The organism is Micromonospora sp. B006, from assembly GCF_003408515.1.
Lineage (GTDB): Bacteria > Actinomycetota > Actinomycetes > Mycobacteriales > Micromonosporaceae > Micromonospora > Micromonospora echinospora_A.
This window is the reverse complement of record NZ_CP030865.1, coordinates 3,626,763-3,649,731: the sequence shown is the minus strand read 5'-3', so window position 1 is coordinate 3,649,731 and position 22,969 is coordinate 3,626,763. Positions and strand designations below refer to the sequence as shown.

At 73.9% G+C, this 22,969-nt stretch carries 22 protein-coding genes; 13 read left to right on the top strand and 9 right to left on the bottom strand.

The annotated features are described in order from the left end of the window. The first annotated feature begins 20 nt into the window (after positions 1–20). Positions 21–1,982 carry an asparagine synthase (glutamine-hydrolyzing) gene (asnB, locus tag MicB006_RS16160; protein ID WP_116511472.1) on the top strand — a complete coding sequence of 654 codons (1,962 nt, stop codon included), beginning with the start codon at positions 21–23 and terminating at the stop codon, positions 1,980–1,982. A 60-nt stretch (positions 1,983–2,042) separates the two neighbouring features. On the opposite strand, the gene MicB006_RS16155 is transcribed toward asnB, so the two are convergent. Further along, positions 2,043–3,194 (bottom strand): lytic polysaccharide monooxygenase, encoded by a 1,152-nt coding sequence (locus MicB006_RS16155; RefSeq protein WP_116507170.1) that lies wholly within the window; start codon positions 3,192–3,194, stop codon positions 2,043–2,045. 335 nt (positions 3,195–3,529) lie between these two features. On the opposite strand from MicB006_RS16155, the gene MicB006_RS16150 reads away from it, so the two are divergent. Further along, a complete protein-coding gene (locus tag MicB006_RS16150; RefSeq protein ID WP_116507168.1) occupies positions 3,530–4,459 on the top strand; it encodes a carbohydrate kinase in 930 nt (309 codons plus the stop codon). 72 nt (positions 4,460–4,531) lie between these two features. Here the strand turns inward: MicB006_RS16150 and MicB006_RS16145 are convergent, their stop codons facing one another. Further along, positions 4,532–5,761 carry a multidrug effflux MFS transporter gene (locus MicB006_RS16145; RefSeq protein ID WP_073831356.1) on the bottom strand — a complete coding sequence of 410 codons (1,230 nt, stop codon included), beginning with the start codon at positions 5,759–5,761 and terminating at the stop codon, positions 4,532–4,534. A gap of 81 nt (positions 5,762–5,842) precedes the next feature. Between MicB006_RS16145 and MicB006_RS16140 the strand changes: the two genes are divergently transcribed. Then, entirely contained in the window at positions 5,843–6,361 is a 519-nt protein-coding gene (locus tag MicB006_RS16140) for a MarR family winged helix-turn-helix transcriptional regulator (RefSeq protein ID WP_116507166.1), read from the top strand. Positions 6,362–6,371: 10 nt separating this feature from the next. After that, on the top strand, positions 6,372–7,271 hold the full coding sequence (locus MicB006_RS16135) for an aminoglycoside phosphotransferase family protein (RefSeq protein ID WP_192900298.1): 900 nt from the start codon (positions 6,372–6,374) through the stop codon (positions 7,269–7,271). 13 nt (positions 7,272–7,284) lie between these two features. On the opposite strand, the gene MicB006_RS16130 is transcribed toward MicB006_RS16135, so the two are convergent. Further along, positions 7,285–8,112: an MBL fold metallo-hydrolase gene (locus MicB006_RS16130; RefSeq protein ID WP_116507163.1), complete on the bottom strand. Its 828-nt coding sequence runs from the start codon at positions 8,110–8,112 to the stop codon at positions 7,285–7,287. After that, entirely contained in the window at positions 8,109–8,513 is a 405-nt protein-coding gene (locus MicB006_RS16125) for a thioesterase family protein (protein WP_073831352.1), read from the bottom strand. Before MicB006_RS16125 ends, MicB006_RS16130 begins: the two co-directional genes overlap by 4 nt. Positions 8,514–8,627: 114 nt before the next feature. Here MicB006_RS16125 and MicB006_RS16120 point away from each other — a divergent pair, with 114 nt between their 5' ends. Beyond that, entirely contained in the window at positions 8,628–9,710 is a 1,083-nt protein-coding gene (locus tag MicB006_RS16120; RefSeq protein ID WP_116507161.1) for a phosphatase PAP2 family protein, read from the top strand. Positions 9,711–9,766: 56 nt separating this feature from the next. On the opposite strand, the gene MicB006_RS16115 is transcribed toward MicB006_RS16120, so the two are convergent. Genes MicB006_RS16115 through MicB006_RS16105 form a run of 3 tightly spaced genes read right to left on the bottom strand, consistent with a single transcriptional unit; the run spans position 9,767 to position 12,079 of the window. Further along, positions 9,767–11,272 carry a PH domain-containing protein gene (locus tag MicB006_RS16115; protein WP_370013337.1) on the bottom strand — a complete coding sequence of 502 codons (1,506 nt, stop codon included), beginning with the start codon at positions 11,270–11,272 and terminating at the stop codon, positions 9,767–9,769. Next, positions 11,269–11,796: a PH domain-containing protein gene (locus MicB006_RS16110; RefSeq protein ID WP_116507159.1), complete on the bottom strand. Its 528-nt coding sequence runs from the start codon at positions 11,794–11,796 to the stop codon at positions 11,269–11,271. Before MicB006_RS16110 ends, MicB006_RS16115 begins: the two co-directional genes overlap by 4 nt. Positions 11,797–11,848: 52 nt before the next feature. Next, positions 11,849–12,079, bottom strand: a complete 231-nt coding sequence (locus tag MicB006_RS16105) for a hypothetical protein (RefSeq protein WP_073831349.1) — start codon at positions 12,077–12,079, stop codon at positions 11,849–11,851. A 253-nt stretch (positions 12,080–12,332) separates the two neighbouring features. On the opposite strand from MicB006_RS16105, the gene MicB006_RS16100 reads away from it, so the two are divergent. From MicB006_RS16100 to MicB006_RS16070, 7 genes are all read left to right on the top strand, one after another. Continuing rightward, positions 12,333–13,436 (top strand): MoxR family ATPase, encoded by a 1,104-nt coding sequence (locus tag MicB006_RS16100; RefSeq protein ID WP_116507157.1) that lies wholly within the window; start codon positions 12,333–12,335, stop codon positions 13,434–13,436. After that, a complete protein-coding gene (locus tag MicB006_RS16095) occupies positions 13,415–14,368 on the top strand; it encodes a DUF58 domain-containing protein (protein ID WP_116507155.1) in 954 nt (317 codons plus the stop codon). The genes MicB006_RS16100 and MicB006_RS16095 overlap by 22 nt, the downstream gene beginning before the upstream one ends. Further along, positions 14,365–15,315, top strand: coding sequence for a VWA domain-containing protein (locus MicB006_RS16090; RefSeq protein WP_116507153.1), 951 nt, complete (start codon positions 14,365–14,367; stop codon positions 15,313–15,315). The genes MicB006_RS16095 and MicB006_RS16090 overlap by 4 nt, the downstream gene beginning before the upstream one ends. A 551-nt stretch (positions 15,316–15,866) precedes the next feature. Continuing rightward, a complete protein-coding gene (fabG, locus tag MicB006_RS16085; RefSeq protein ID WP_116507151.1) occupies positions 15,867–16,571 on the top strand; it encodes a beta-ketoacyl-ACP reductase in 705 nt (234 codons plus the stop codon). A 23-nt stretch (positions 16,572–16,594) separates the two neighbouring features. Then, positions 16,595–17,362, top strand: coding sequence for an enoyl-ACP reductase FabI (fabI, locus tag MicB006_RS16080; RefSeq protein ID WP_073831344.1), 768 nt, complete (start codon positions 16,595–16,597; stop codon positions 17,360–17,362). A 135-nt stretch (positions 17,363–17,497) separates the two neighbouring features. Next, complete coding sequence (locus MicB006_RS16075) at positions 17,498–18,529, top strand: ferrochelatase (RefSeq protein WP_116511468.1); 1,032 nt, start codon at positions 17,498–17,500, stop codon at positions 18,527–18,529. A 33-nt stretch (positions 18,530–18,562) separates the two neighbouring features. Next, positions 18,563–19,342, top strand: coding sequence for an HAD-IIA family hydrolase (locus tag MicB006_RS16070; RefSeq protein WP_073831343.1), 780 nt, complete (start codon positions 18,563–18,565; stop codon positions 19,340–19,342). 9 nt (positions 19,343–19,351) lie between these two features. Here MicB006_RS16070 and MicB006_RS16065 read toward each other — a convergent pair whose 3' ends face one another. Next, positions 19,352–20,146, bottom strand: a complete 795-nt coding sequence (locus MicB006_RS16065; protein ID WP_073831342.1) for a hypothetical protein — start codon at positions 20,144–20,146, stop codon at positions 19,352–19,354. Positions 20,147–20,307: 161 nt separating this feature from the next. On the opposite strand from MicB006_RS16065, the gene MicB006_RS16060 reads away from it, so the two are divergent. After that, a complete protein-coding gene (locus MicB006_RS16060; RefSeq protein ID WP_073831341.1) occupies positions 20,308–21,120 on the top strand; it encodes a DUF3097 domain-containing protein in 813 nt (270 codons plus the stop codon). 537 nt (positions 21,121–21,657) lie between these two features. On the opposite strand, the gene MicB006_RS16050 is transcribed toward MicB006_RS16060, so the two are convergent. After that, a complete protein-coding gene (locus MicB006_RS16050) occupies positions 21,658–22,968 on the bottom strand; it encodes a serine hydrolase (protein WP_116507149.1) in 1,311 nt (436 codons plus the stop codon). Position 22,969 lies beyond the last annotated feature (1 nt).

The following is a 22,969-nucleotide window of genomic DNA, read 5'->3' as shown; positions in this document are numbered from 1 at the left end:
CGCGTGGAAAGATGGCGGCCATGTGCGGACTCCTGGCCTTCTTCAGCGCGCGCGGCGACGCCGCCGCCCACCGCGACAACATCGCCGGCGCACTGGAGTGCCTGCACCACCGTGGCCCGGACGAGACCGGGGTCGAGGTGGTCGGCGACGCCTCCGGCCGGTACGCGGACGGCGTGTTCGCGCACAAGCGCCTGGCGATCATCGACGTGGCGCTGAGCCACGAGCCCCTGCCGTACGCGGGCGGGCGTTACCTGCTCACCTTCAACGGCGAGATCTACAACTACATCGAGCTGCGTGAGGAGCTGATCCGCGACTACGGCGCCCAGTTCGCCACCAACGGCGACGGCGAGGTGATCGTCGCCGGCTACCACTACTGGGGTGAGCAGGTGCTCACCAAGCTGCGCGGCATGTTCGCGTTCGTCATCTGGGACCGGCAGGAGCGGCGGGCCTTCGGCGCGCGCGACTACTTCGGCATCAAGCCGCTGCACTACCTGGAGACTCAGGACGGCCTCTATCTCGCCTCGGAGAAGAAGGCGCTGCTGCCGTTCGCGCATTCGGCGTACCAGGGCGACGCGGGCATCGACACCGCGAACCTGAGCCACTACCTGACGCTGCAGTACGTGCCGGAGCCGGGCACGCTGCACAAGGGGATCAGCCGGATCGGCTCGGGGGAGTACCTGACCTGGACCCCGGGCGGCCGCATCGAGGTGCGCCGCTGGTACCGGCCGGTGTTCCGCCCGGCCCCGGTCTCCGACGAGCAGCGGCTCTACCACGACATCCGGGAGACGCTGCGGGAGAGCGTCCGGATGCACATGCGCTCGGACGTGCCGGTCGGCTCGTTCCTGTCCAGCGGCATCGACTCCACCGCCGTGGTGGCGCTGGCCCGCGAGTTCAACCCGAACATCCTCACCTTCACCGTCGGCTACGACGTGCCCGGCTACTCCGAGATCGACGTGGCCCAGGACTCGGCCCGGCACCTCGACGTGACCACCATCCCGACCAAGATCGGGCCGCAGGACATGATCGACGCGCTGCCGAAGATCGTCTGGCACCTGGACGACCCGGTCGCCGACCCGGCGCTGGTGCCGCTCTACTTCGTGGCGAAGAAGGCCGCCGAGCACGTCACAGTGGTGCTCTCCGGCGAGGGCGCGGACGAGTTCTTCGGCGGCTACACGATCTACCGGGAGCCGCTGTCGCTCAACGCGGTGAACAGCCTGCCCGACGGCGTGCAGAAGGGCCTGCGCGCGGTGTCCAAGGCCTTCCCGCAGGGGGTCAAGGGCAAGAGCTTCCTGGAGCGCGGCACCACCCCGATCGAGCAGCGCTACTACGGCAACGCCCGGATGTTCACCGAGGAGGAGAAGCAGCACCTGCTGCGCCGCTACGACCCCTCGGTGCGCTACACGGACGTGACCGCGCCGATCTACGCCGAGTGCACCGAGCTGGACGACGTCACCAAGATGCAGTACGTCGACCTCTACACCTGGCTGCGCGGCGACATCCTGGTCAAGGCCGACCGGATCTCGATGGCGCACTCGCTGGAGGTGCGGGTGCCGTTCCTGGACCGGGAGGTGTTCAACGTCGCCGCCGGCATCCCGGTCGACCTTAAGCTGCCGCCCCGCTCCGAGGCCACCAAGTACGCGATGCGCCAGGCCCTGCAGGGCGTCGTGCCGCCGGCCATCGTCAACCGCAAGAAGCTGGGCTTCCCGACCCCGACCCGGGTCTGGCTGCGCGGCGAGATGTACGAGTGGGCGCGGCACGTGCTGTCCACCTCAGGCGCGGGCGACCTGATCGACCTGTCGTACGCGATGCGCCTGCTGGAGGAGCACAAGCGGGAGGAGGCCGACCACTCCCGCAAGGTGTGGACCGTGCTGATCTTCTGCATCTGGCACGCCATCTTCGTGGCCAAGACGCTCGACCCGGGCATCCAGCGCAACCAGTCCGCGCTGCTCACCAAGCCGGTCGTCGGCAGCATGGTCCGCTGACCCGAGCGTGACGAGGAAGGGCCCCCGGGATGTTCCCCGGGGGCCCTTCTCAGTGCGTGATCAGCGACCGGTGCAGGTGACTGTCGGCAGGGAGTTGGTGCCGGAGAAGTTCGCCGTGAAGCCGAACGTCGTGGTGCCCTCCGGCGGGACGCTGCCGTTGTAGGCGGCGTTGGAGACGCTCACCGACGCCCCGCTGCCGCTCAACGTGCCGTTCCACACCTGGTTGATGGTCTGGCCGCTGGGCCAGGTCCAGTTCGCGGTCCACCCGGAGTACGTCCGGGTGCTGTGGTTCATGATCGTCACTTCGCCCTGGAAGCCGCCACCCCAGGCGGTGACCACCTTGTACACCGCCATGCAGGAGCCCGACGGCATGGTCGGGCTGGTCGTCACCGGCGGAGGCGAGGTCGGCGGCGCGGTCGTCGGGGGCGCGGTGGTCGGGGGCGCGGTCGTCGGCGGCGCGGTGGTCGGCGGCGCGGTCGTCGGGGGGTTGCTGCCGCCCGAGCCGATCCCGGTCACCTCGCCGTTACCGCCGTCGAACGTCACGTCCGAGCAGCCGAAGAAGTTCTCCTGGCTGTCCGAGCGGACCCAGCGCGAGTAGATGATGTGCCGGCCGCTCTTGTTCGACGGCAGGTTGCCGCTGAAGTAGTAGTGGCCGTCGTTGGTGCCCACAGCGCCGCGCTGCGGCGGGTTGGTGACCTGCAGGAACGGCTGCTCCTCCAGGTCGCTCCAGGCCAGCGGCCGGTTCGGGCTCCAGCTGTCCTTGGTCACGTAGAAGTAGAACGTGCCCGGGTGGTGGGCCCAGTTGCTGTACCGGAACTCGATCGACCGCCCGGCCGTCAGGTGCGTGAGCGGCCAGTCGTTGCGCGCCGCGTCGTACCCGCTGAAGCCGGGGTTGCCGCCGCTGCACAGCTTGCCGTCGGGGATGAACCCGACGGTGCGCCCGCCGGCGTCGGAGCGCAGCACGCTGAACCAGTTGTACAGCGAGTTCGCCCCGCTCTCGGCCACCGCCGACGAGCAGGCGGGGTTGTTCGGCCGGATCTCACCGGTTCCGGTGAGGCCGTCCTTCCAGCACAGGTAGGTGCGGGCGCCCGGCGTCATGGCCGCGCCGTGCGCGGCCGCCGGTCCGGAGTTGGTGACCAGGGCGAACGCGCCCAGGGTCAGGGTGGCGGCCGCGGTGAGCAACGCGGCCGTACGGGCTCGGGTTCGGTGCACGGGGATCTCCTGACTCGCGGAGCGTGGCCCGGTTCGGCCCGCCCCGCTGCGACGAGCGGATGCGACGATCGCGGTGCCCGCGCCCGGTCAGCGTGCGGCCGGGGCCGTCGACGGGCGCGCACCGTCTGCGGTCCGTTGCCCAACGGACCGTGGATGCCCTCGCGTCGGATCGACCCGGCGGCCGGTGACGCGGCAGCCCCCGCGTCGTCACCCGGCACCGCCATCCCACCACGTCCGGGCGCGGCCCGCAATAGGTGCTGCTCGATGCCAGGGTCCCGGCGCGCCGGGTGCCCGGCATACGCCAGGATCGGGGGAGGACGACGAGGGGAGCCAGGATGGGGTACGCGGTGGTGCTCGGCGAGGCGCTCGTGGACCTGCTCGACGCCGAGCACGACGGAGAGCCCGTCTACCGGCAGGCGATCGGCGGCGGGCCGCTCAACGTGGCGGTGGCGATCGCCCGGCTCGGCGGGGACGCGCGGTTCGTCGGGTCGCTCGGCGACGACGCCCTGGCCGGGCGGATCCGCGCCTTCCTCACCGGCGCCGGAGTGGACGTGGCCGGGGCGGTGACGGTGCCGGCTCCGACCGCGCTCGCGGTGGCCACCTTCGCCGGTCCCGAGCCGGAGTTCCGCTTCTACGGCGAGCCCCGCTCGTACGCGCTGCTCGGCCCGGACGATCTGGACGTGGCGCTGGTCGAGGGCGCGGACGTGGTCTACTGCGGCTCGATCGTGCTGCTCGACCCGCCGGTGCTGGCCGCCGCCCGCCGCGCCTGGTCGATCGCCGGCGGGCTGCGGGTGTTCGACCCGAACGTCCGTCCCAGCCTGCTCACCGCCCCGGGCGCGCTGGACGGGCTGCGCGCGGTGGTCGCCGAGTTCGCCGCCGCGGCGCACCTGGTCAAGCTCAGTTCCGCCGACGCGCGGGTGCTCTACCCGCACGAGCCGGTCGAGGGCGTGGCCGCGTACCTGCGGGAACTGGGCGCGAGCACGGTGGTGGTCACGCTCGGCGCGGACGGCGCGCTGGTCGCCGCCGCCGACGACGTGGTACGCGTGCCCGCCCCGAAGGTCGCCGCGGTGGACGCGACAGGCGCGGGGGACTCGGTGATGGGCGCGCTGGTGGCCGAGCTGCTGGCCGCGGGTGAGCCGGCCGATCCGATCGGCTGGCGGGACCGGGTGGCGTTCGCGCTGCGGGTGGCCGCGGTGGTCTGCGAGTCCCCGGGCGGCGCCACCGCCATGCCCACCCGCGCCGAGGTGACCACCCGCTTCGCGTGAAAGGAAGGGCCCCTTCTTAACGCCTCAGGTAGAGAAGGGGCCCCTTCTTAACGCACTCACCCCGCGCCGCGCTCACCCCGCGCGCGTGCGGGTCATCGTCAGGACGGTGACCAGGGTGAGGACAGCGGCGCCGGCCAGGACCGTGGCCATCGGCAGCGCGCTGCCCTCGCCGCCGAGCCCGACCAGGGGCGCGGCCACCGCGCCGACCACCGACTGGATGCCGCCCATCAGTGCGGCGGCGGTGCCGGCGTGGCGGGCGTGCGCGTCCAGCGCCAGCGCCGTGCTGTTCGGCGTCACCATGCCCAGCGCGCCGACGTACCCGAACAGCGCCACCGCGGTCAGCGCGAGGCCGGCGGTCAGCGCGCCGGTCAGGACGCCGGCCGCGGCGACCAGGCCGACCGCCAGCGCGGTGACCAGCAGCCGGCGCGGCGGGAACCGGTCGAGCAGCCGGGCGTTCAGCTGCCCCACGGCCACCAGGGCGAGCGCGTTGGCACCGAAGATGACGCTGTACACCGCCGCGGAGACGCCGAAGACGTCCTGGAACACGAACGACGACCCCGAGATGTACGCGAACAGCCCGGCGAAGGCGAAGCCCTGGGTCAGCGCGTACCCGAGGTAGACCCGGTCGGCGAGCAGCGACCGCATGGTCCGGGCGGTGGCCCCCAGCCCGCCGGTGCTGCGGCGCTCGGCCGGCAGCGTCTCCGGCAGGCGCAGCGCGACCGCGACGGCCAGCACCGCTCCGATGACGGCCAGCACCAGGAAGACGGCCCGCCAGGAGCCGAACCGGAGCACCAGGCTGCCCACGCCCGGCGCCGCGATCGGTGCGACACCGAAGACCAGGGTGAGCCGGGAGAAGTACTTCGCGGCGTCCCGGCCCGAGTAGAGGTCGCGGACCACGGCGCGGGCGACCACCACGCCCATGCCGCCGGCCAGGCCCTGGGCGAACCGCACGGCGGCCAGCAGCGGGGCGTTCGGCGCCACCGCGCACGCCAGCGCCAGCACGGTGTACGCGACCACGCCCACCAGCACCGGACGGCGGCGCCCCCAGCGGTCGCTGAGTGGCCCGGTGACGAGCTGGCCGAACGCCAGGCCGATCAGGCAGGTGGTCAGCGAGAGCTGGATGCCGGCCTGGTCGGCGCCGAGGTCGCGGGTCATGGCCGGGAACGCGGGCAGGTACATGTCGAGTGAGAGCGGGCCGATCGCGGTGAGCGTGCCGAGCAGCACCAGCAGGCTCGCGCCCCCGGTGGACGCGGTGGCGCCGGCGCCGGTCGGGCGTGCGGCGGGCGGCGCGGCTTGACTCACGAGCGGGTACCCCCTGATCCGATGTGCTCGGGTACCTTACCTCTGTAGTCAGAACTATTGCGATGTGAGGCGGGTGACTCCGTGGCGACGAACGAGCAGGTCGCGCGGTTCGGCGCGGTCCTCGGGGAGCTGCACCGGCTCGTGCGCCGCCGGTCCACGGCGCGCGCCGGGCGGGACCCGCTGCCCGAAGCTCAGGTGGAACTGCTCCTGCTCGTCCGGGACACGCCGGGCATCAGCGGCAAGGAGGTGGCCCAGCGCCTCGGCACGGCCCCCAACACGGTGAGCACGCTGGTCCGCGACCTCACCGACGCCGGGTTGCTGGCCCGCGACCGCGACCCCGACGACCGTCGCGTGGTCCGGCTGCGCGTCACCGAGGCCGCCCACCGGCGGATGGCCGACCACCAACGGCACCGCACCGCGCTGCTCACCGAGGCGCTGGCCGACCTCGACCCGGCGGCGCGCGACGCGATCCTGGCCGCCGCCCCGCACCTCGACACGCTGCTCACCACGCTGCGGGGACACACCCGGCCGGAGCCCGCCGAGCGGGACCCCCGCGCGTCCGGAAACCCGGTGGCCGCCGCGCCGCCCGGGGCCGGATGATCGCCGGGTGATGCTGCACCAGGACGAGATACCTGTGGACGAGGGGATCGTCCGGGCACTGCTGACCGGCCAGCGCCCCGAGTGGGCCGCGTTGCCGTTGACCCCGGCCGGCGCCGGGACCGACAACACCATGTACCGGCTCGGCGACGACCTGCTCGTCCGGCTGCCCCGGACCGCGGAGAAAGCCGGCGCGCTGCGCAAGGAACAGCTGTGGCTGCCCCGGCTCGCGCCGCTCCTGCCGTACCCGGTGCCGGAACCGCTCCACGCCGGGACGCCGACCGCCGCCTTCCCGCTGCCGTGGTCGGTGCAGCGGTGGATCCACGGCGACGAGGTCGGGCCCGGCACGGTCCGGGACTGGGCCGCCCTCGGCGCCGACCTGGCGGTGTTCGTGCGTCACCTGCACGCGGCCGACCTGCTCGGGGCGACCCGCGCGGACGCGCTGAGCGGATACCGCGGCGGCAGCCTGCGCCCCTGTGACACCTGGGTCAGCGCGGCGCTCGACGACTGCCGGCGCAGGATCGGCGACGAGACGGACGTCGACACCCTGCACCGGCTCTGGCGCGACGCCCTCACCCTGCCCGAACCCACTGGCCCGCACGTCTGGCTGCACACCGACCTCAAGCCCACGAACGTGCTGGCACGCGACGGCCGGCTGTGCGCGGTGATCGACTTCGGCGGGCTGACCGTCGGGTTCCCGGACGCGGAACACGCGCCGATCTGGGACCTGCCACCGCAGGCCCGGCACGCCTACCGGCAGGCGCTCGACCTGGGCGACGTGACCTGGGCGCGCGCCCGCGCCTGGGCACTCGGGGTCGCGGCCAGCGGTGTCTCCTACTACTGGCACACCTTCCCGGCGTTCGTCGCCGAGTGCCGCAACCGTCTCCGCGAGATCCTCGCCGACGTCGGCTGAGACCGGCCGCCGGTCAGGCCGTGCCGTCCAGCTCCGCGTAGCCGCGCCGGGCCGCGATCAGGCCCGGCCGGGCGCCGAACGGCGACTCGGCCGCCACCCGCTCCGGCGGCGCGCTCCCGGTGTGCGCGGCGCGGATCAGCCACGCCTGCCGCGCGAGCTGCGCGTGCTGGTCCCGGACGAAGTCCGCGCCGACCGGCTCGCCGTGACCGGGCACGACCACCGTCGCGGGCGTCGTCAGCCGCAACAGGTCGGCCACCGCGTCCGGCCACTGCAGGGGGTACGACTCCTCGAACGCCGGCGGCCCGCTCTGCTCCACCAGGTCGCCCGCGACCAGCACGTCCGCGTCGGGCACGTGCACCACCAGATCGGCGTCGGTGTGCCCGTGCCCGGGATGGCGCAGCACCACCCGGCGGCCCCCGACGTCGAGCACGGTCTCCTCGACCACCTCGTGCGTCGGCGCGCGCAGCTCGGTACGCGCCAGCTCCTCGGCCAGCGCCGGCTGCTCGGCGCGCATCTCCTCGTACGCGGCGCGGCGCAGCGCGTCGGGCCCGTCCCGCAGCGCCGCCGCGGCCTGGGCGTGCGCGTAGATCGCGGTGTCCGGCCCGGCCAGCGTGGCGTTGCCGAAGCAGTGGTCGAAATGGTGGTGCGTGTTCACGATCGTCCACGGATGCGGGGTCACCGCCCGCGCCGCCGCCGCCAGCTCCCGGGCCTGCCCGGCGGTGGAGAGCGTGTCCACCAGCAGCGCCGCGCCGTCGCCGACCACGAGCACGACGTTCACCGCCAGCAGCGGCTCCCGCAGCACGTGCACGCCGGGGGCGACCTCGGCGAAGCCGGCGGTCATGACGGGCCGACGGCCCGCTCGACGAAGCGCTGCCGGTCGACCAGCGCCCGCTCGACCCGGCCCTGCGCGGCCACCGTCGGCCCGTCGGTGACCGTCACCTCGAAGACGAGTCGCTTCCCGTCGACCTTGACCAGCTCGGCGTGGGCGGCCACGGTACGCCCGACCGGCGTGGCCGCGCGGTGCTCCAGCTCGACCCGTACGCCGACGGTGGTCGACCCGGACGGCATCCGGGTCGCGGTGGCGGCCACCGTCGCCGCCTCGGCCAGCGCCAGCACCCGGGGGGTGCCGAGCACCGGCACGTCCCCGGAGCCCACCGCCTGAGCGGTGTCGGCGTCGGTCACGGTCAGCTCGACCCGGGCGGTCAGGCCCGGTGTGAAAGGCGACTCCGGCTGCTCCTGCATGCGGCCGAGCCTAGTGCAGCCGACCCGGGGCCGTCCGGCGTCCGAGCCGCCGCGCCCGTGTCGTCCCCGCCCGCCCGCAGGCCCGCTCGTCGCCCGCCGTTAACCTTGTCCGCGATGGCCGAGCAGACACAATCTCCGACCCCCGCCCCCGACGCGACCACCGAGTCGCCCGACGGCGGGCGCCGCCGTGTGATCGCGATGACCATCTGGGGCGTCGCGTTCGTCGCCGCCTGGCTCGGCATCGGCCTGCCCACCGATCCGGCGTACGCGTTCCTGTGGATCTGGGCCGGCACCGTCGCCTGGAACTCGGCCCGCCCGTGGCGCAGTCACCTGCGCTTCGCCCGGGACTGGATCCCGGTGGTGCTGCTGCTCGCCGCGTACAACCTGTCCCGGGGCTTCGCCGACAACGGCGCCACCCCGCACGCGATGGAGCTGATCGTCGCCGACCGGTTCCTCACCGGGTGGCTCACCGGCGGTGAGGTGCCGACGATCTGGCTCCAGGAGCGCCTGTACGACCCGTCCGAGGTGCGCTGGTGGGACGTGCTGGTGAGCTGGATCTACTTCTCGCACTTCGTGGCGACGTTCGCCGCCGCGGCCGTGTTGTGGATGCGCAACCGGCAGCGCTGGATCGCCTACATGTCCCGCTGGGGCTTCCTGTGCGCGGCCGGGCTGGTCACCTACTTCGCCTACCCGGCCGCGCCGCCGTGGTGGGCGGCGCAGAACGGCCTGCTCACCGAGGTCGCGCGGATCTCCACCCGGGGCTGGAAGGAGATCGGCATGCACGGCGCGGGCAACCTGCTCAACGCCGGGCAGATCGCCTCCAACCCGGTCGCCGCGATGCCGTCGCTGCATACCGCGTTCGCGCTGTTCGTGGTGCTGTTCTTCATGCGGTCGGTGCGCAAGCGCTGGTGGCCCCTGATGCTGGCGTATCCGCTGGCCATGACGTTCACGCTGATGTACAGCGGTGAGCACTACCTGATCGACGTGCTGGTCGGCTGGGCGTACGTGGGCCTGACGTTCCTGGTGGTCGGCCTGGCCGAGCGCTGGTGGGCGGCGCGGCAGGCCCGGCGGGCCGGGGAGCCCGCCGTCGCGGCCGACGTGCCGCAGCCCGTCACCGGCGGCGCCACAGTGGCCGACCCCGACACCCCGGAGCGGGACGCCGACGACCGGGACGCGGTGCCGGCCGAGCGACGCTAGACCCCGCCGCCCGCCGCCCGCTGCCCGCTGCCGGGGAGCGCCGTCGAGCGGCCGGATCAGCGTCGGTGGTCGGCTCCGCGGGCGGCCCGCGACCGCTCGGTCAGCTCCGCGGCCAACTCCCAGGCGTCGGCCACGTCCCGGTCGACCGCCGCTGCCCCGGCCCCGCCCGCGGTGTCCGCGTGCACGGTGGCCAGCCGCAGCAGCCGCTGCGCCGGCCCCTGGGTGACGCGCACGCTCTGGATCCGGGCGTACGGCACCAGCGTCAGCTGCCGGGTCAGCAGCCCGGACCGGGCCACGAAGACCCGCTCGTCGAGGCCGGCGCCGACCACCTTGCGGCTCAGCGGGCGCAGCCAGCGGGCCCGGGACGGGGGCGGCGTGCCGGGCAGCTCGTCCAGGCGTACGCCGGGCAGCACCTCCGCCACGACCATCGCGCCGGTGCCGGCGTCGCCGACCGGCAGCAGCCGGTCCGGGCGGTTACGGTCGTCCGGCTCACCGGCCGAGTAACCGGCCACCTCCAGGCGCAGCCGCAGCCAGCCCTTCATCCGCCAGAGCAGCGGCCAGGTCGCCCGCACCGTCTGCACCCGGTGCAGCGGCACCGTCTGCACCCGCGTCTCCAGCAGCCCGTTGTGCACGCGCAGCGTGCCGTCGTCCCGGTCGAGCCGGAAACTCCAGTCGTCGAGCACCCGGCGGATCGGTTGCAGCACCACGCCGGCCATCGCGGTGAGCGTGCTCGCCACCGCGACGAACGACCACGAGCCCTCGGAGAGGAACTGGGCGCCCACGAACACCACGCCGACCGGCAGCAGGAACGCCTGTGGTGTGAGCAGCTGGCTGACCAGCAGGTCCTGGTTGCGTACGACGTGCAGCCGGCGTCCGGCCGGCGCGGGCGCGACCGGCGCACCCGGGGCGGCCGGCACGCCGGGCTCGGCCAGGGCGGGCGCCGGGGGCCGGCCGGCGACCGCGAGCAGCCGCTGCCGCAGCGCGGTGGCCTCGGCCACGCTGAGGTAGGCCAGCGGCGCCTCGGTCTTGCCTCCGCCGACCACCTCGAGCCGCAGTTCGGCCAGGCCGGTGAGCTGGGCCAGCAGCGGCCGCACCACCTCCACCGCCTGCAACCGTTCCAGCGGGATGGCGCGCGTGCGCCGCCACAGCAGGCCCTCATACACGCGCAGCTCACGGCCCACCAGGTGGTAACCGGTGTTCCACCAGCTCACCACGGACAGCACGGTGGCCCCGAGCACGAAGACCGTGACCAGCAGGGCGAACCAGCCGAACCCGACCCGCGACAGCGTCGACCAGGAGAGACCGGCGATCACGACGACGAGTGACTTCGCGCCGTGCAGCGCGGGGCTCAGCGGATGCAGCCGCTGCCGCGGTTCCTCGCCGTCCGCCGAGGGCGCGGCCGCCGGACCCCAGGGTCCCGGGTACGGCGGAGCGGGCGCGGGCCACGGCCCGGGCGTCGCGTCGGATGCCGTCCCGGCCCCGGGCGGGGGCCCGTATCCGGGCGCCGCCTCGGTCCGGTCGTCCCGGGGCAGCGGCGCGCCGGGGTCGTTCCGGTCGCTCACAGGCCCTCCGCCCGGTCCTCGCCCAGCGCGGTGAGCCGGTCACGCAGCCGGGACGCCTCGGCCGGGCGCAGCCCCGGCACCCGGGCGTCGCTGGCGGCCGCCGCCGTGTGCAACTGCACTGTGGCGAGGTCGAAGGCACGCTCCAGCGGACCGGCGCTCACGTCGACGAACTGCATCCGCGAGTACGGCACGATGGAGAGCCGCCGCACCAGCAGGCCGTGCCGCACCAGCAGGTCGTCGTCGCGCTCGGCGTACCCCCAGGCGCGGACCGCGCGCACGATGGTGATCGCCCGCCAGACGCCGATCAGCTGGTCGCCGCCGACGGCGGCGCCGAGCAGCCAGTGCCCGGACAGCGCCCAGGCGACGCCGAGCACCACGAGCGCCACCGCCAGCCCGATGCCGAGCCGGATCAGCTCCACCCAGATCAGGTCGCGGGAGATCGGCTGCCAGTTGACCGTGTCCGGCCAGGGCTCCAGCGCGCTGTGCGAGGCGGACGGGGACCCGGTGTGGCCGTCACCGCTCACCGGGAGGACCAGCCGTGTTCGACGGTGGTACGGACTCGGTTCGTCTGCTCGCTCACGCTCCGAGCGTAGGCGATCCCGGCAGCGGGACCACCTCGCGGAGGAAGCCGCGTGCGTCGAGGAAGTCGCCGAGGGTGCTCCGGTGCGCCGCGCAGGCGAGCCAGGTCTTGCGTCGGTCGGGCGCGTGCAGGCGGGGATTGTGCCAGCGGAGCTGAAACTCGGCGGGAGCGCGACATCCCCGCGCCGAGCAGATCAGCGCGTCGTCCGGGGGGTTGGGAGTCGTCACCGGGGCGAGTCTAGGCGTCGCACGCCGGGAGTTTAGCGCCGGGCGGCCACGGGGGGAGCCGCCCGGCGACGGGGTGAATCGTACACACTGCGGACCCCTTGTTGTCCACCCGTGTTCAGCGTTTTCCGTGCGGCGGTACGGCGTGGCCGGACGGCGCGGCGAAAATCGTGCCTCTCCCACCCTCGGCTCTCAGCGAGGCATGACAGTCTTGATACGCACCACGCCGCGACGACGACCCTGCTGTGGAGGACCGGTGGCCCAGCCGACCACACCCGACGTGCCGAACCCGACCGAGGCGGCGCCGGACGGCCCGCCCCCGGCGGCCACCACCCCGGCCCAGGACGCCACGCTGTTGGAGCGGGCGCTGTTCGAGATCAAGCGGGTGATCGTCGGCCAGGACCGGATGGTCGAGCGGATGTTCGTCGCGCTGCTGGCCCGGGGTCACTGCCTGCTGGAGGGCGTACCCGGGGTGGCCAAGACGCTCGCCGTGGAGACCCTGGCCCGGGTCGTCGGCGGATCGTTCGCCCGGGTCCAGTTCACCCCGGACCTGGTGCCCGCCGACATCATGGGCACCCGGATCTACCGGCAGTCCACCGAGAAGTTCGACGTCGAGCTGGGCCCGGTCTTCGTCAACTTCCTGCTCGCCGACGAGATCAACCGCGCGCCGGCGAAGGTGCAGTCGGCGCTGCTGGAGGTGATGAGCGAGCGGCAGGTCTCCATCGGTGGCGAGAGCCACCGGGTGCCGGACCCGTTCCTGGTGATGGCCACCCAGAACCCCATCGAGCAGGAGGGCGTCTACCCGCTGCCGGAGGCGCAGCGGGACCGCTTCCTCATGAAGATCGTCGTGGGCTACCCGACCGACGCCGAGGAACGCGAGATCGTCTACCGGATGGGCGTCGCCCCGCCCGAGCCGGTGCGGGTGTTCGACACTCCGGAGCTGATCGCGCTGCAGCACAAGGCCGACCAGGTCTTCGTGCACAACGCGCTCGTCGACTACGCGGTCCGGCTGGTGCTCGCCACCCGGGCGCCCGCCGAGCACGGCATGCCCGACGTCGCCCAGCTCATCCAGTACGGCGCCAGCCCGCGCGCCTCGCTCGGCCTGGTCCGGGCCACCCGCGCGCTGGCGCTGCTGCGCGGACGCGACTACGCGCTGCCGCAGGACGTGCAGGACATCGCGCCGGACATCCTGCGGCACCGGCTGGTGCTCAGCTACGACGCGCTCGCCGACGACGTACCGGCCGACCACATCGTGCACCGGGTGATGTCGACCATCCCGCTGCCCGCCGTCGCGCCCCGCCAGCAGGCCACACCGCCACCGGCAGTGCCGCACAACGGATGGCCCGGGCAGCGGCCGTGACCCCGCCCACCCGGCTCGCCACCGGCGACCGCTCCGGGGCCGTGCTGGCCCGTCTCCAGCTCATGGTCACCCGCAAGCTGGACGGGCTGCTCCAGGGCGACTACGCCGGGCTGCTGCCCGGCCCGGGCAGCGAGGCGGGGGAGTCCCGGGAGTACCGCCCCGGCGACGACGTGCGCCGGATGGACTGGCCGGTCACGGCCCGCACCACCATGCCGCACGTGCGGCGTACGGTGGCCGACCGCGAGCTGGAGACCTGGCTGGCTGTCGACATGTCGGCCAGCCTGGACTTCGGCACCGGGCGGTGGCTCAAGCGGGACGTGGCGATCGCCGCCGTCGCCGCGTTGGCCCACCTCACCGTGCGGGGCGGCAACCGGATCGGCGCCGTCGTCGGCACCGGCGGGGCCGGCGGCCCGGGGACGCTGCTGCGGCTGCCCGCCCGCTCCGGCCGCAAGGAGGCCCAGGGACTGCTGCGGGCGGTGGCCGGCGCCGAGATCCGGCCGGGTCGCAGCGACCTCGGCGCACTCGTCGACATGCTCAACCGGCCGCCCCGGCGGCGCGGCGTGGCGGTGGTCATCTCCGACTTCCTCGCGCCACCGCCGCAGTGGGGCCGGCCGCTGCGTAAGCTGCGGGTCCGCCACGACGTGCTGGCCGTGGAGGTGGTCGACCCGCGGGAGTTGGAACTGCCCGACGTGGGGGTGCTGCCGGTGGTCGACCCGGAGAGCGGCGAGCTGCACGAGGTGCAGACCGCCGACCCGGGCCTGCGCCGGCGGTACGCCGAGGCGGCGGTCGCCCAGCGCGGGGCGATCGCCGCCGAGCTGCGCGCCGCGGGCGCGGCCCACCTGCGCCTGCGTACCGACCGAGACTGGCTGCTGGACATGGTGCGTTTCGTCGCCGCGCAGCGGCACGCCCGCACCCGAGGGACGACTCGATGATCCGATTTCTGCAACCGTGGTGGCTGCTGGCCCTGCTGCCGGTGCTCGCCCTCGCCGCCGCGTACGTCTGGCGGCAACTGCACCGCCAGCAGTACGCGCTGCGGTTCACGAACGTCGACCTGCTGCGTACCGTCGCGCCCAAGGGACTGGGCTGGCGGCGGCACGTGGCGGCCACCGCGTTCCTGCTCTGCCTGCTGGTGCTGGCGACCGGCCTGGCCCGCCCGGCGATCGACACCCGCGAGCCGCTGGAGCGGGCCACCGTCATGCTCGCCATCGACGTGTCGCTGTCGATGCAGGCCGACGACGTGTCGCCGAACCGCCTGGAGGCGGCGCAGGAGGCGGCCAAGCAGTTCGTCGGCGAGCTGCCGGAGAGCTACAACCTGGGGCTCGTGTCGTTCGCGAAGTCGGCGAACGTGCTCGTGCCGCCGACCAAGGACCGGGCGGCGGTGAACGCCGCCATCGACGGGCTGGTGCTGGCCGAGGCGACAGCCACCGGCGAGGCGGTCTTCACGTGCCTGGAGGCGATCCGGTCGGTGCCGGCCGACGGCGCGGCGGGCATCCCGCCGGCCCGCATCGTGCTGCTGTCCGACGGCTACCGGACCTCCGGCCGGTCGGTGGAGGAGGCCGCCGCGGCGGCGCAGGCGGCGAACGTGCCGGTGTCCACCATCGCGTTCGGCACCGACTCGGGGCAGGTCGACATCGGCGGGCAGCTCCAGCGGGTGCCGGTGGACCGCACCGCGCTGTCCCAGCTCGCGGAGACCACGCAGGGCTTCTTCTACGAGGCCGCGTCGGCCAGCGAGCTGAAGCAGGTCTACCAGGACATGGGCAGCTCGATCGGCTACCGGACGGAGCCGCGCGAGATCACCCAGTGGTACGCGGGAATCGCCCTGCTGCTGGCGCTGTGCGCGGGCGGGCTGAGTCTGCTCTGGACGTCCCGGCTGGTCTGAGCCGGGCTCGGCCGGCGGTGGTCAGTGACCGCCGCCGGCCAGCACGAACAGGACGGCCACCCAGACGGCGGCGAGGGTGAAACCCAGTGGGGCGACGTAACGGCTCATGGGTGTGCTCCGTGGCGACAGTCGGCCCGGTGAGGGGCCGTGGGGGTCGGGGCGTACGCGCACGAAGTCGTGACCGGGTGCTCCGCCGCGCGGCAGGGCCACCCCCGGCGTGGGCGCCGGAGAGCGGATGCGGTGCGAGGGGCGGGAAGCGGGTCAGCCGCGTCGACCGAGCCGTGGCTCAGCGGGGCTGACGGTGGGCCCGGCCACGACTGGGAGGATCGCTATCTCGCACAGCGATCACCTCCAACGGTCGGCGGGGCCCGGAACGCGGGCGCAGACCGGCCCGCAGACCCGGTGATCGTACACCGGGGGTGTGCGGTGTCGCGCGCGCGGCCGTCGATCCGGCTGGAGCGGCCGTGTGACCTGCTCGGGTTAGCGCTTACCTACCGGTAACCCCTAGGCTCCGACCGGACCGAGAGATCACTGGAGCAAAAGGGGGATCCGTGGCCCGTACGGTGCTGGTGACCGGCGGCAACCGGGGGATCGGCCTGGCCATCGCGCAGGCCTTCGTCAAGCAGGGCGACCGGGTGGCCGTCACGTACCGGAGCGGCGAGGCCCCGGAGGGCCTGTTCGGGGTGCGGTGCGACGTGACCGACGCCGAGTCGGTCGACGCCGCGTTCACCGCGGTCGAGGCCGAGCTGGGCCCGGTGGAGGTGCTCGTCGCCAACGCCGGCATCACCGACGACACGCTGCTCATGCGGATGTCCGAGGAGCAGTTCACCCGCGTGCTCGACACCAACCTGAGCGGCTCGTTCCGGGTTGCCAAGCGGGCCTCGACGAAGATGCTCCGGAACCGGTGGGGCCGGATGATCTTCATCTCCTCGGTGGTCGGCCTCTTCGGCGGCGCGGGCCAGGTCAACTACGCGGCCAGCAAGGCCGGCCTGATCGGCGTGGCCCGCTCGATCACCCGCGAGCTGGGCAGCCGCAACATCACCGCGAACGTGGTGGCGCCCGGCTTCATCGACACCGACATGACCGCCGGGCTGCCCGAGGAACGCAAGGCCGAGCTGCGCAAGGCGATCCCGGCCGGGCGGATGGCCACCCCGGACGAGGTCGCGGGCGTCGTCACCTGGCTCGCCTCGGACGCGGCCGCCTACGTCACCGGCGCTGTCATCCCGGTCGACGGCGGCCTGGGCATGGGTCACTGAGCAGAGCACGGAGGAGACACGCAATGTCCGGACTTCTCGCCGGTAAGCGACTGCTGGTCACCGGCGTCATCACCGACGCCTCGATCGCCTTCTCGGTGGCGAAACTCGCCCAGGAGAACGGCGCACAGGTCGTGCTCACCGGCTACGGCCGGCTCTCCCTGGTGGAGCGGATCGCCAAGCGGCTGCCCGAACCGGCGCCGGTGATCGAGCTGGACGTCACCAACGAGGAGCACCTGGCCGGCCTGGCCGACAAGGTGCGCGAGCACGTCGACGGCCTCGACGGGGTGGTGCACTCGATCGGGTTCGCCCCGCAGAGCTGCCTCGGCGGCGGCTTCCTCGACGCCCCGTGGGCGGACGTGGCCACCGCGCTCCAGGTCTCCACCTTCTCGTACAAGTCGCTGGCCATGGCCGCGCTGCCGCTGATGTCCTCCGGCGGCGCCGTGGTGGGCCTCACCTTCGACGCCACCAAGGCCTGGCCGGTCTACGACTGGATGGGCGTGGCCAAGGCCGGGCTGGAGTCCGCCTCCCGCTACCTGGCGCTGCACCTGGGCAAGCAGGGCATCCGCAGCAACCTGGTCGCCGCCGGCCCGCTGCGCACCATCGCCGCCAAGTCCATCCCCGGCTTCGACCAGTTCGAGGACGCCTGGACCGAGCGGGCCCCGCTGGGCTGGAGCCTCACCGACCAGGAGCCGGCCGCCCGGGCCTGCCTGGCGCTGCTGTCGGACTGGTTCCCGGCCACCACCGGCGAGATCGTCCACGTCGACGGCGGCTACCACGCCATCGGCGCCTGAGGTGTAAGGAAGGGCCCCTTCTTAACGCCTCGTGCATAGGAAGGGGCCCTTCTTAACACCCCATGCCCGGGTGGTCACCGTGCCGACCAGGGGGCGTCGCCACGCCGTCACGGCGGGCGAGGAACAATGGACCCCATGGCGTACGACGCGTTGGTGCTGGTCTCCTTCGGCGGCCCGGAGCGGCCCGAGGACGTTCTCCCGTTCCTGCAGAACGTGACCCGGGGACGGGGGGTGCCGCCGGAGCGGCTGGCCGAGGTCGCCGAGCACTACCTGCACTTCGGCGGGGTGTCACCGATCAACCAGCAGTGCCGCGACCTGCTCGCGGCGATCCGCGCGGACTTCGCCGCCAACGGCCTCGACCTGCCCGTCTACTGGGGCAACCGCAACTGGGACCCGATGCTCGCCGACACCGTCGCGCGGATGCGCGACGACGGGATCACCCGGGCGCTGGCGTTCGTCACCAGCGCGTACGGCGGCTACTCCTCCTGCCGGCAGTACCAGGAGGACATCGCCTCGGCCCGCGCCGCGGTCGGCCCGGACGCCCCGCTGATCGAGAAGCTGCGCCAGTTCTGGGACCACCCCGGCTTCATCGAGCCGCACGCCGACGCGGTCCGCGCCGCGCTCGCCCAGCTCGACCCCGCGAGGCGGGACAGCACCCGGCTGGTCTTCACCGCGCACTCGGTCCCGATGTCGGCGGCGGCCTCCGCCGGCCCGCACGGCGGCCGGTACACCGCCCAGCTGGAGGAGGTCGCCCGGCTGGTGCACGCCGCGGCCGCGCCGGACCTGGCGTACGACCTGGTCTGGCAGAGCCGGTCCGGCCCGCCGCAGGTGCCGTGGCTGGAGCCGGACGTCAACGACCACCTGGCCACCCTGCCCGAGCAGGGCGTGACGAGCGTGGTGGTCAGCCCGATCGGCTTCGTCTCCGACCACCTGGAGGTGGTGTGGGACCTGGACACCGAGGCGCTGGAGACGGCCAAGCAGCTCGGCCTGGACTTCGTCCGGGCCGGTACGCCGGGCGTCGACCCGCGGTTCGTGTCGATGGTCCGCGAGCTGGTGCTGGAACGTACCGCCCCGGACGGCGAGCGGCTGCGCCGCCGTCTCGGCGAGCTGCCCGCCTGGGACACGTGCCCGGCGTTGTGCTGCGTACCCCCGGCCCGCCGGCCCTGAGCCCGACCCGACGACACCCCTGGGGACGACACGATGCTTGACCGCAAGCCGGTGCAGAGCTGGCTCACCGACATGGACGGCGTGCTGGTGCACGAGGGGCAGCCGGTGCCGGGCGCACCGGAGTTCGTCAAGAAGCTGCGCACCTCCGGCAAGCCGTTCCTGGTGCTGACCAACAACTCCATCTACACCCCGCGTGACCTGCGGGCCCGGCTCGGCCGGATGGGGCTGGACGTGCCGGAGGAGGCGATCTGGTCCTCGGCGCTGGCCACCGCCCAGTTCCTGGCTGACCAACGGCCGGGCGGCACCGCGTACGTCATCGGTGAGGCCGGGCTGACCACGGCGCTGCACGCGGTGGGGTACGTGCTCAGCGACTTCGCCCCGGACTACGTGGTGCTGGGGGAGACGCGCACCTACAGCTTCGAGGCGATAACCAAGGCGATCCGGCTGATCAACGACGGCGCCCGGTTCATCTGCACCAACCCGGACGCCACGGGCCCGTCGATGGAGGGCGCGCTGCCGGCGGCCGGCTCGGTGGCGGCGATGATCTCCAAGGCGACCGGCGTCGACCCGTACTTCGTCGGCAAGCCCAACCCGATGATGATGCGCTCGGCGCTGAACACCATCGACGCCCACTCCGAGTCGACCGCGATGATCGGCGACCGGATGGACACCGACATCCTGTGCGGGCTGGAGGCCGGCCTGGAGACGATCCTGGTGCTCACCGGCATCAGCAGCCGGGCCGAGGCCGAGCGGTACCCGTACCGTCCCTCGCGGATCGTCGACTCGGTGGCCGACCTGATCGACGAGGTCTGAGCCGGCGTTCTACAGCCGCAGCGGCGCGTTGCAGGCGGCCACCAGGGCCTGCCGGCAGGCGGTGGTCAGCGGCCGCAGCGCCGCGTCCCGTTGCTGCGCCTCGTAGGTGTTCACCGCGCCGCCGGGCGCGCTCTCCCCGGCAAGCGCGAGCACCCGATCGAGTACGGCGGCGCGCGCGAACAACCGGCGGGCCCGCGGGTCGAAGCCCGGCGGCAGGTCGGTGGCGCCGTCCGGGCGGCGCAGCGCGGCGAGCGCGCCGGCCAGCTCGGGCCGCCACTGCGCGACGTCCAGCCGGGTCAGCGTGGCGGTCGTCTCGGCGAGCACAGCGGAGAGTTCCGCCTCGGCCTCCGCCGCGCCGGGCGTGGACAGGGACGCCTTCGGCGCGTCCGCCGGCAGCGGGTGGACCCGCCAGAGCACTGTCTCCCAGGTCATCCCCGAGCCGGAGGTGTGCGTGCGGACCTCCGGCACCAACCCCATCCCGCTGGCCACCACCGCCTCGCCGGCCACCAGCGCCGCCCCGGCGAACGCGCCCGGGCCGGGCAGGCCGCGCGGGTCGCCGGGCGCGGGCAGCACCAGGCGGATGTCGTCCGGGGAGTGCTTGGCCAGGCTGGGCAGCGCCTCCCGCAGGGACACGTCGGTCCAGGTGCCGGGTGCGTCGGCGACCAGGTGCTCCTCGTCGCCGGCAACCGCGTCGGCCACCTCGTCGAACGGCACCAGGCCGGCTCGCCAGGCACGCACCCAGGCGACGAACCGGCTCGACCGGCGCGGAGCCAGTGTGGCCGCGCCCGCTGCGGGGGAGGACATGCCGAAAGGGTACGTGCTCCGCGCCGCTGCTGTCTCGGCTGCCGCTCCGGTGGCGCGACCTGCCCCCAACTAACCCCTTCGCACCGTTTCGTGCCGACGGATGACGGCCCGGTCGGCGCGTCGGCGAGCGACACGCCGAGGTCGTGGTTAGCGTCTCCGGCATGGCGGGGCGATACGACGGCGACGTGCTGGCCGGCGACTGGCGGCGACGGAAGGTGACCCCCGAAGTCGACGCCGAACCCGACCTGGTGGTCGAGGACGCCGACTCCGGGTTCTGCGGCGCGGTGGTCGGCTTCGACGCCGGCGCGGTGGTGCTGGAGGACCGGCACGGGCGGCGGCGCAACTTCCCGCTGCTGCCCGCCGCGTTCCTGCTCGACGGCCGGCCGGTCACGCTACGGCGGCCGGCCCGTGCCCCGGTGCCCGCCGCGCGCCGCCGTACCGCGTCCGGGTCGATCGCGGTGGACGGCGTACGGGCGCAGGTCGCCAAGGCCAGCCGGATCTGGGTCGAGGGCGTGCACGACGCCGCGCTGGTCGAGCGGATCTGGGGCGACGACCTGCGCATCGAGGGCGTGGTGGTGGAGCCGTTGGACGGCATTGACGCGCTCGCCGAGGAGGTACGCGCGTTCGCGCCCGGCCCCGGCCGCCGCCTCGGGGTGCTCGTCGACCACCTGGTGCCCGGCTCGAAGGAGAGCCGGATCGTGGCCCGGGTCACCTCGCCGCACGTGCTGGTCACCGGCCACCCCTACGTCGACGTGTGGCAGGCGGTACGTCCGGCGGCGCTGGGCATCGCGGCGTGGCCTGTGGTGCCGCCGGGACAGCCCTGGAAGGAGGGCGTCTGCGCGGCGCTCGGGGTGGCCGAGCCGGCCGACATGTGGCGGCGCATTCTGTCCCGTGTGGACAGTTTCGCGGACGTGGAGACGCCGCTGATCAACGCCATGGAGCGGTTGATCGACTTCGTGACCGAGCCTGTCTGACTTGTTTCGGTCCTGGGTGGTTGCGGTTGGGGGCCGGGGGCGATCGTGCCCGGCTCCGGGCGGTCAGGCTTGATCCCTGCGCCGGTCACGGTCGCCCCCGGCCCCGCCGTGCGTCAGCTCCGCCCGCCCCTGGACCCGCCGCGTCAGCTTCGCCCGCCCCTGGACCCGCCGCGCCAGCTCCGCCCGCCGCCGGACCCGCCGTGGCGTCAGCTCCGCCCGCCCTCGGACCTCCTGTCCCCCGCCCCGGCCCCGTCTCGGGCTTCCTTTCGGGTCCCCTCCTGGCGCCCCTCGCCAGGTTGATCAAGGAGTTTGTGGGTGTATTGGAGATCAACACCGACGCAAACTCCTTGATCACGGGGGTGGGCGGTGCGGGTGTGCGTCGATCATGGAGTTGTGGCCCCCGCGGGTCGGGCATAGCAGGGCGAAATGGGGGCCGTAAGTGCAAGATCGCCGGGGCGGGCCGGGGCGGGCCGGGGCGGGGGCGGAGGCGGGGGCGGGGGCGGGGGCGAAGGGCGAGGGTGGGGGCGAGGGCGGGGGTTAGGGGAGTTCGTCGGGGGTTCGGGTCAGGACGAAGGTGGCTATGTCGAGGGCTACCGGGGTGCCGGAACCGTCGCGGATCACGGTGAGGATCTCGCCGTCCTGGGAGCCGGAGCGGCCCCGCCACCGGTCCGGGCCCTCGGGGGTGAAGCGCAGCTGCGGCCTGCCCACCTGACCGCCGACCAGCTCACCGGCGGCGTCGACGCGGAACTCGTACTCGCCGCCCATCCACCACCAGCGGCCGGTCAGCGCGGCCACGTCGGCGGCGGGCGGGTCGGCCGGGCGCCAGGGGGCGGGCGCGGCCGGTTCGGCGTCCAGCACCAGCGTGAGCGCCTCCCGGCCGAGCGCGCCGATGTGGTGGCCGCGCAGGCCGTACGAGTTGGCGAAGTTCACCACGGCGGTGCGGGTGGGCCGGTGGACGGCCAGGCCGGCGACGTACCCGGGCATCGAGCCGCCGTGCCCCACGTACACCCGGTCGCCGACCCGGTAGAGCTCAATGCCGAGTCCGTGGCCGCCGCTCCACGAGTCCAGGTCGTTGATGACCATGGGGGCGCACATCTCGGTGAGCGTGGCGGGCGAGAGCAGCGCCGGGTCCGGGTCGGCCAGGAACGACGCCCAACGGCCCAGGTCCTCGACCGTCGACCAGAGCTGCCCGGCGGGCGCCATCGCCCCGCTGTCGGTGAGCGGCTCCTCCCGCAGCGTCTCGTGCCAGGGGTGCACGACGTAGCCGGGGGCGTACGGCTCGGTGGGGTGGTACGTGGTGCGGCGCATGCCCAGCGGCGCCAACAGCCGCTCGGTCAGCAGCTCCGCCCACGGGGTGCCGGTGATCCGTTCCAGCACGCCGCCGAGCAGCCCGTACGCGAGGTTCGAGTAGTGGTAGACGAAGTGCGGCGGGTGGGCGATCTTGTCCGGTGTCAGCCCGGCGAGCAGCGTCGGCAGGTCCGCGCCCTCGGTCCGCTCCCACCACTGGCCGTCCGGCTCGCGTTGCAGCCCGCTGACGTGGCCGAGGAGCCGGCGCACGGTCACGGACCCGACCGGGGTGCCGGGCAGGTGCGCGTCCAGCGGGTCGTCCAGCGCCAGCCGGCCGGCGTCGCGCTGCTGCATCACCAGCACCGCGGTCATGGTCTTGGTGATCGAGCCGATCCGGTACTGGAGGTCGGCGTCGGGGCGGGGCGTCTCACCGGCGACGGCCAGGTGCGCCAGGCGCCCGTCGCGGATTACGCCGAGAGCGAGCGACGGGCCCCGCCCTTCGGCCTGGGCCCGGGCGACCAGGAGGTCCACCTGACGCGCGGTTTCGGGCAGCAGGGCCATG

Coding starts and splice junctions, on each gene's coding strand:
- MicB006_RS16060 (WP_073831341.1), top strand. CDS start 20,308: ATGGCGGGGCGATACGACGGCGACGTGCTGGCCGGCGACTGGCGGCGA.
- fabI (WP_073831344.1), top strand. CDS start 16,595: ATGTCCGGACTTCTCGCCGGTAAGCGACTGCTGGTCACCGGCGTCATC.
- MicB006_RS16130 (WP_116507163.1), bottom strand. CDS start 8,112: ATGACCGCCGGCTTCGCCGAGGTCGCCCCCGGCGTGCACGTGCTGCGG.
- MicB006_RS16120 (WP_116507161.1), top strand. CDS start 8,628: ATGGCCGAGCAGACACAATCTCCGACCCCCGCCCCCGACGCGACCACC.
- asnB (WP_116511472.1), top strand. CDS start 21: ATGTGCGGACTCCTGGCCTTCTTCAGCGCGCGCGGCGACGCCGCCGCC.
- MicB006_RS16135 (WP_192900298.1), top strand. CDS start 6,372: ATGCTGCACCAGGACGAGATACCTGTGGACGAGGGGATCGTCCGGGCA.
- MicB006_RS16075 (WP_116511468.1), top strand. CDS start 17,498: ATGGCGTACGACGCGTTGGTGCTGGTCTCCTTCGGCGGCCCGGAGCGG.
- MicB006_RS16150 (WP_116507168.1), top strand. CDS start 3,530: ATGGGGTACGCGGTGGTGCTCGGCGAGGCGCTCGTGGACCTGCTCGAC.
- MicB006_RS16070 (WP_073831343.1), top strand. CDS start 18,563: ATGCTTGACCGCAAGCCGGTGCAGAGCTGGCTCACCGACATGGACGGC.
- MicB006_RS16050 (WP_116507149.1), bottom strand. CDS start 22,968: ATGGCCCTGCTGCCCGAAACCGCGCGTCAGGTGGACCTCCTGGTCGCC.
- MicB006_RS16090 (WP_116507153.1), top strand. CDS start 14,365: ATGATCCGATTTCTGCAACCGTGGTGGCTGCTGGCCCTGCTGCCGGTG.
- MicB006_RS16125 (WP_073831352.1), bottom strand. CDS start 8,513: ATGCAGGAGCAGCCGGAGTCGCCTTTCACACCGGGCCTGACCGCCCGG.
- MicB006_RS16065 (WP_073831342.1), bottom strand. CDS start 20,146: ATGTCCTCCCCCGCAGCGGGCGCGGCCACACTGGCTCCGCGCCGGTCG.
- MicB006_RS16095 (WP_116507155.1), top strand. CDS start 13,415: ATGGCCCGGGCAGCGGCCGTGACCCCGCCCACCCGGCTCGCCACCGGC.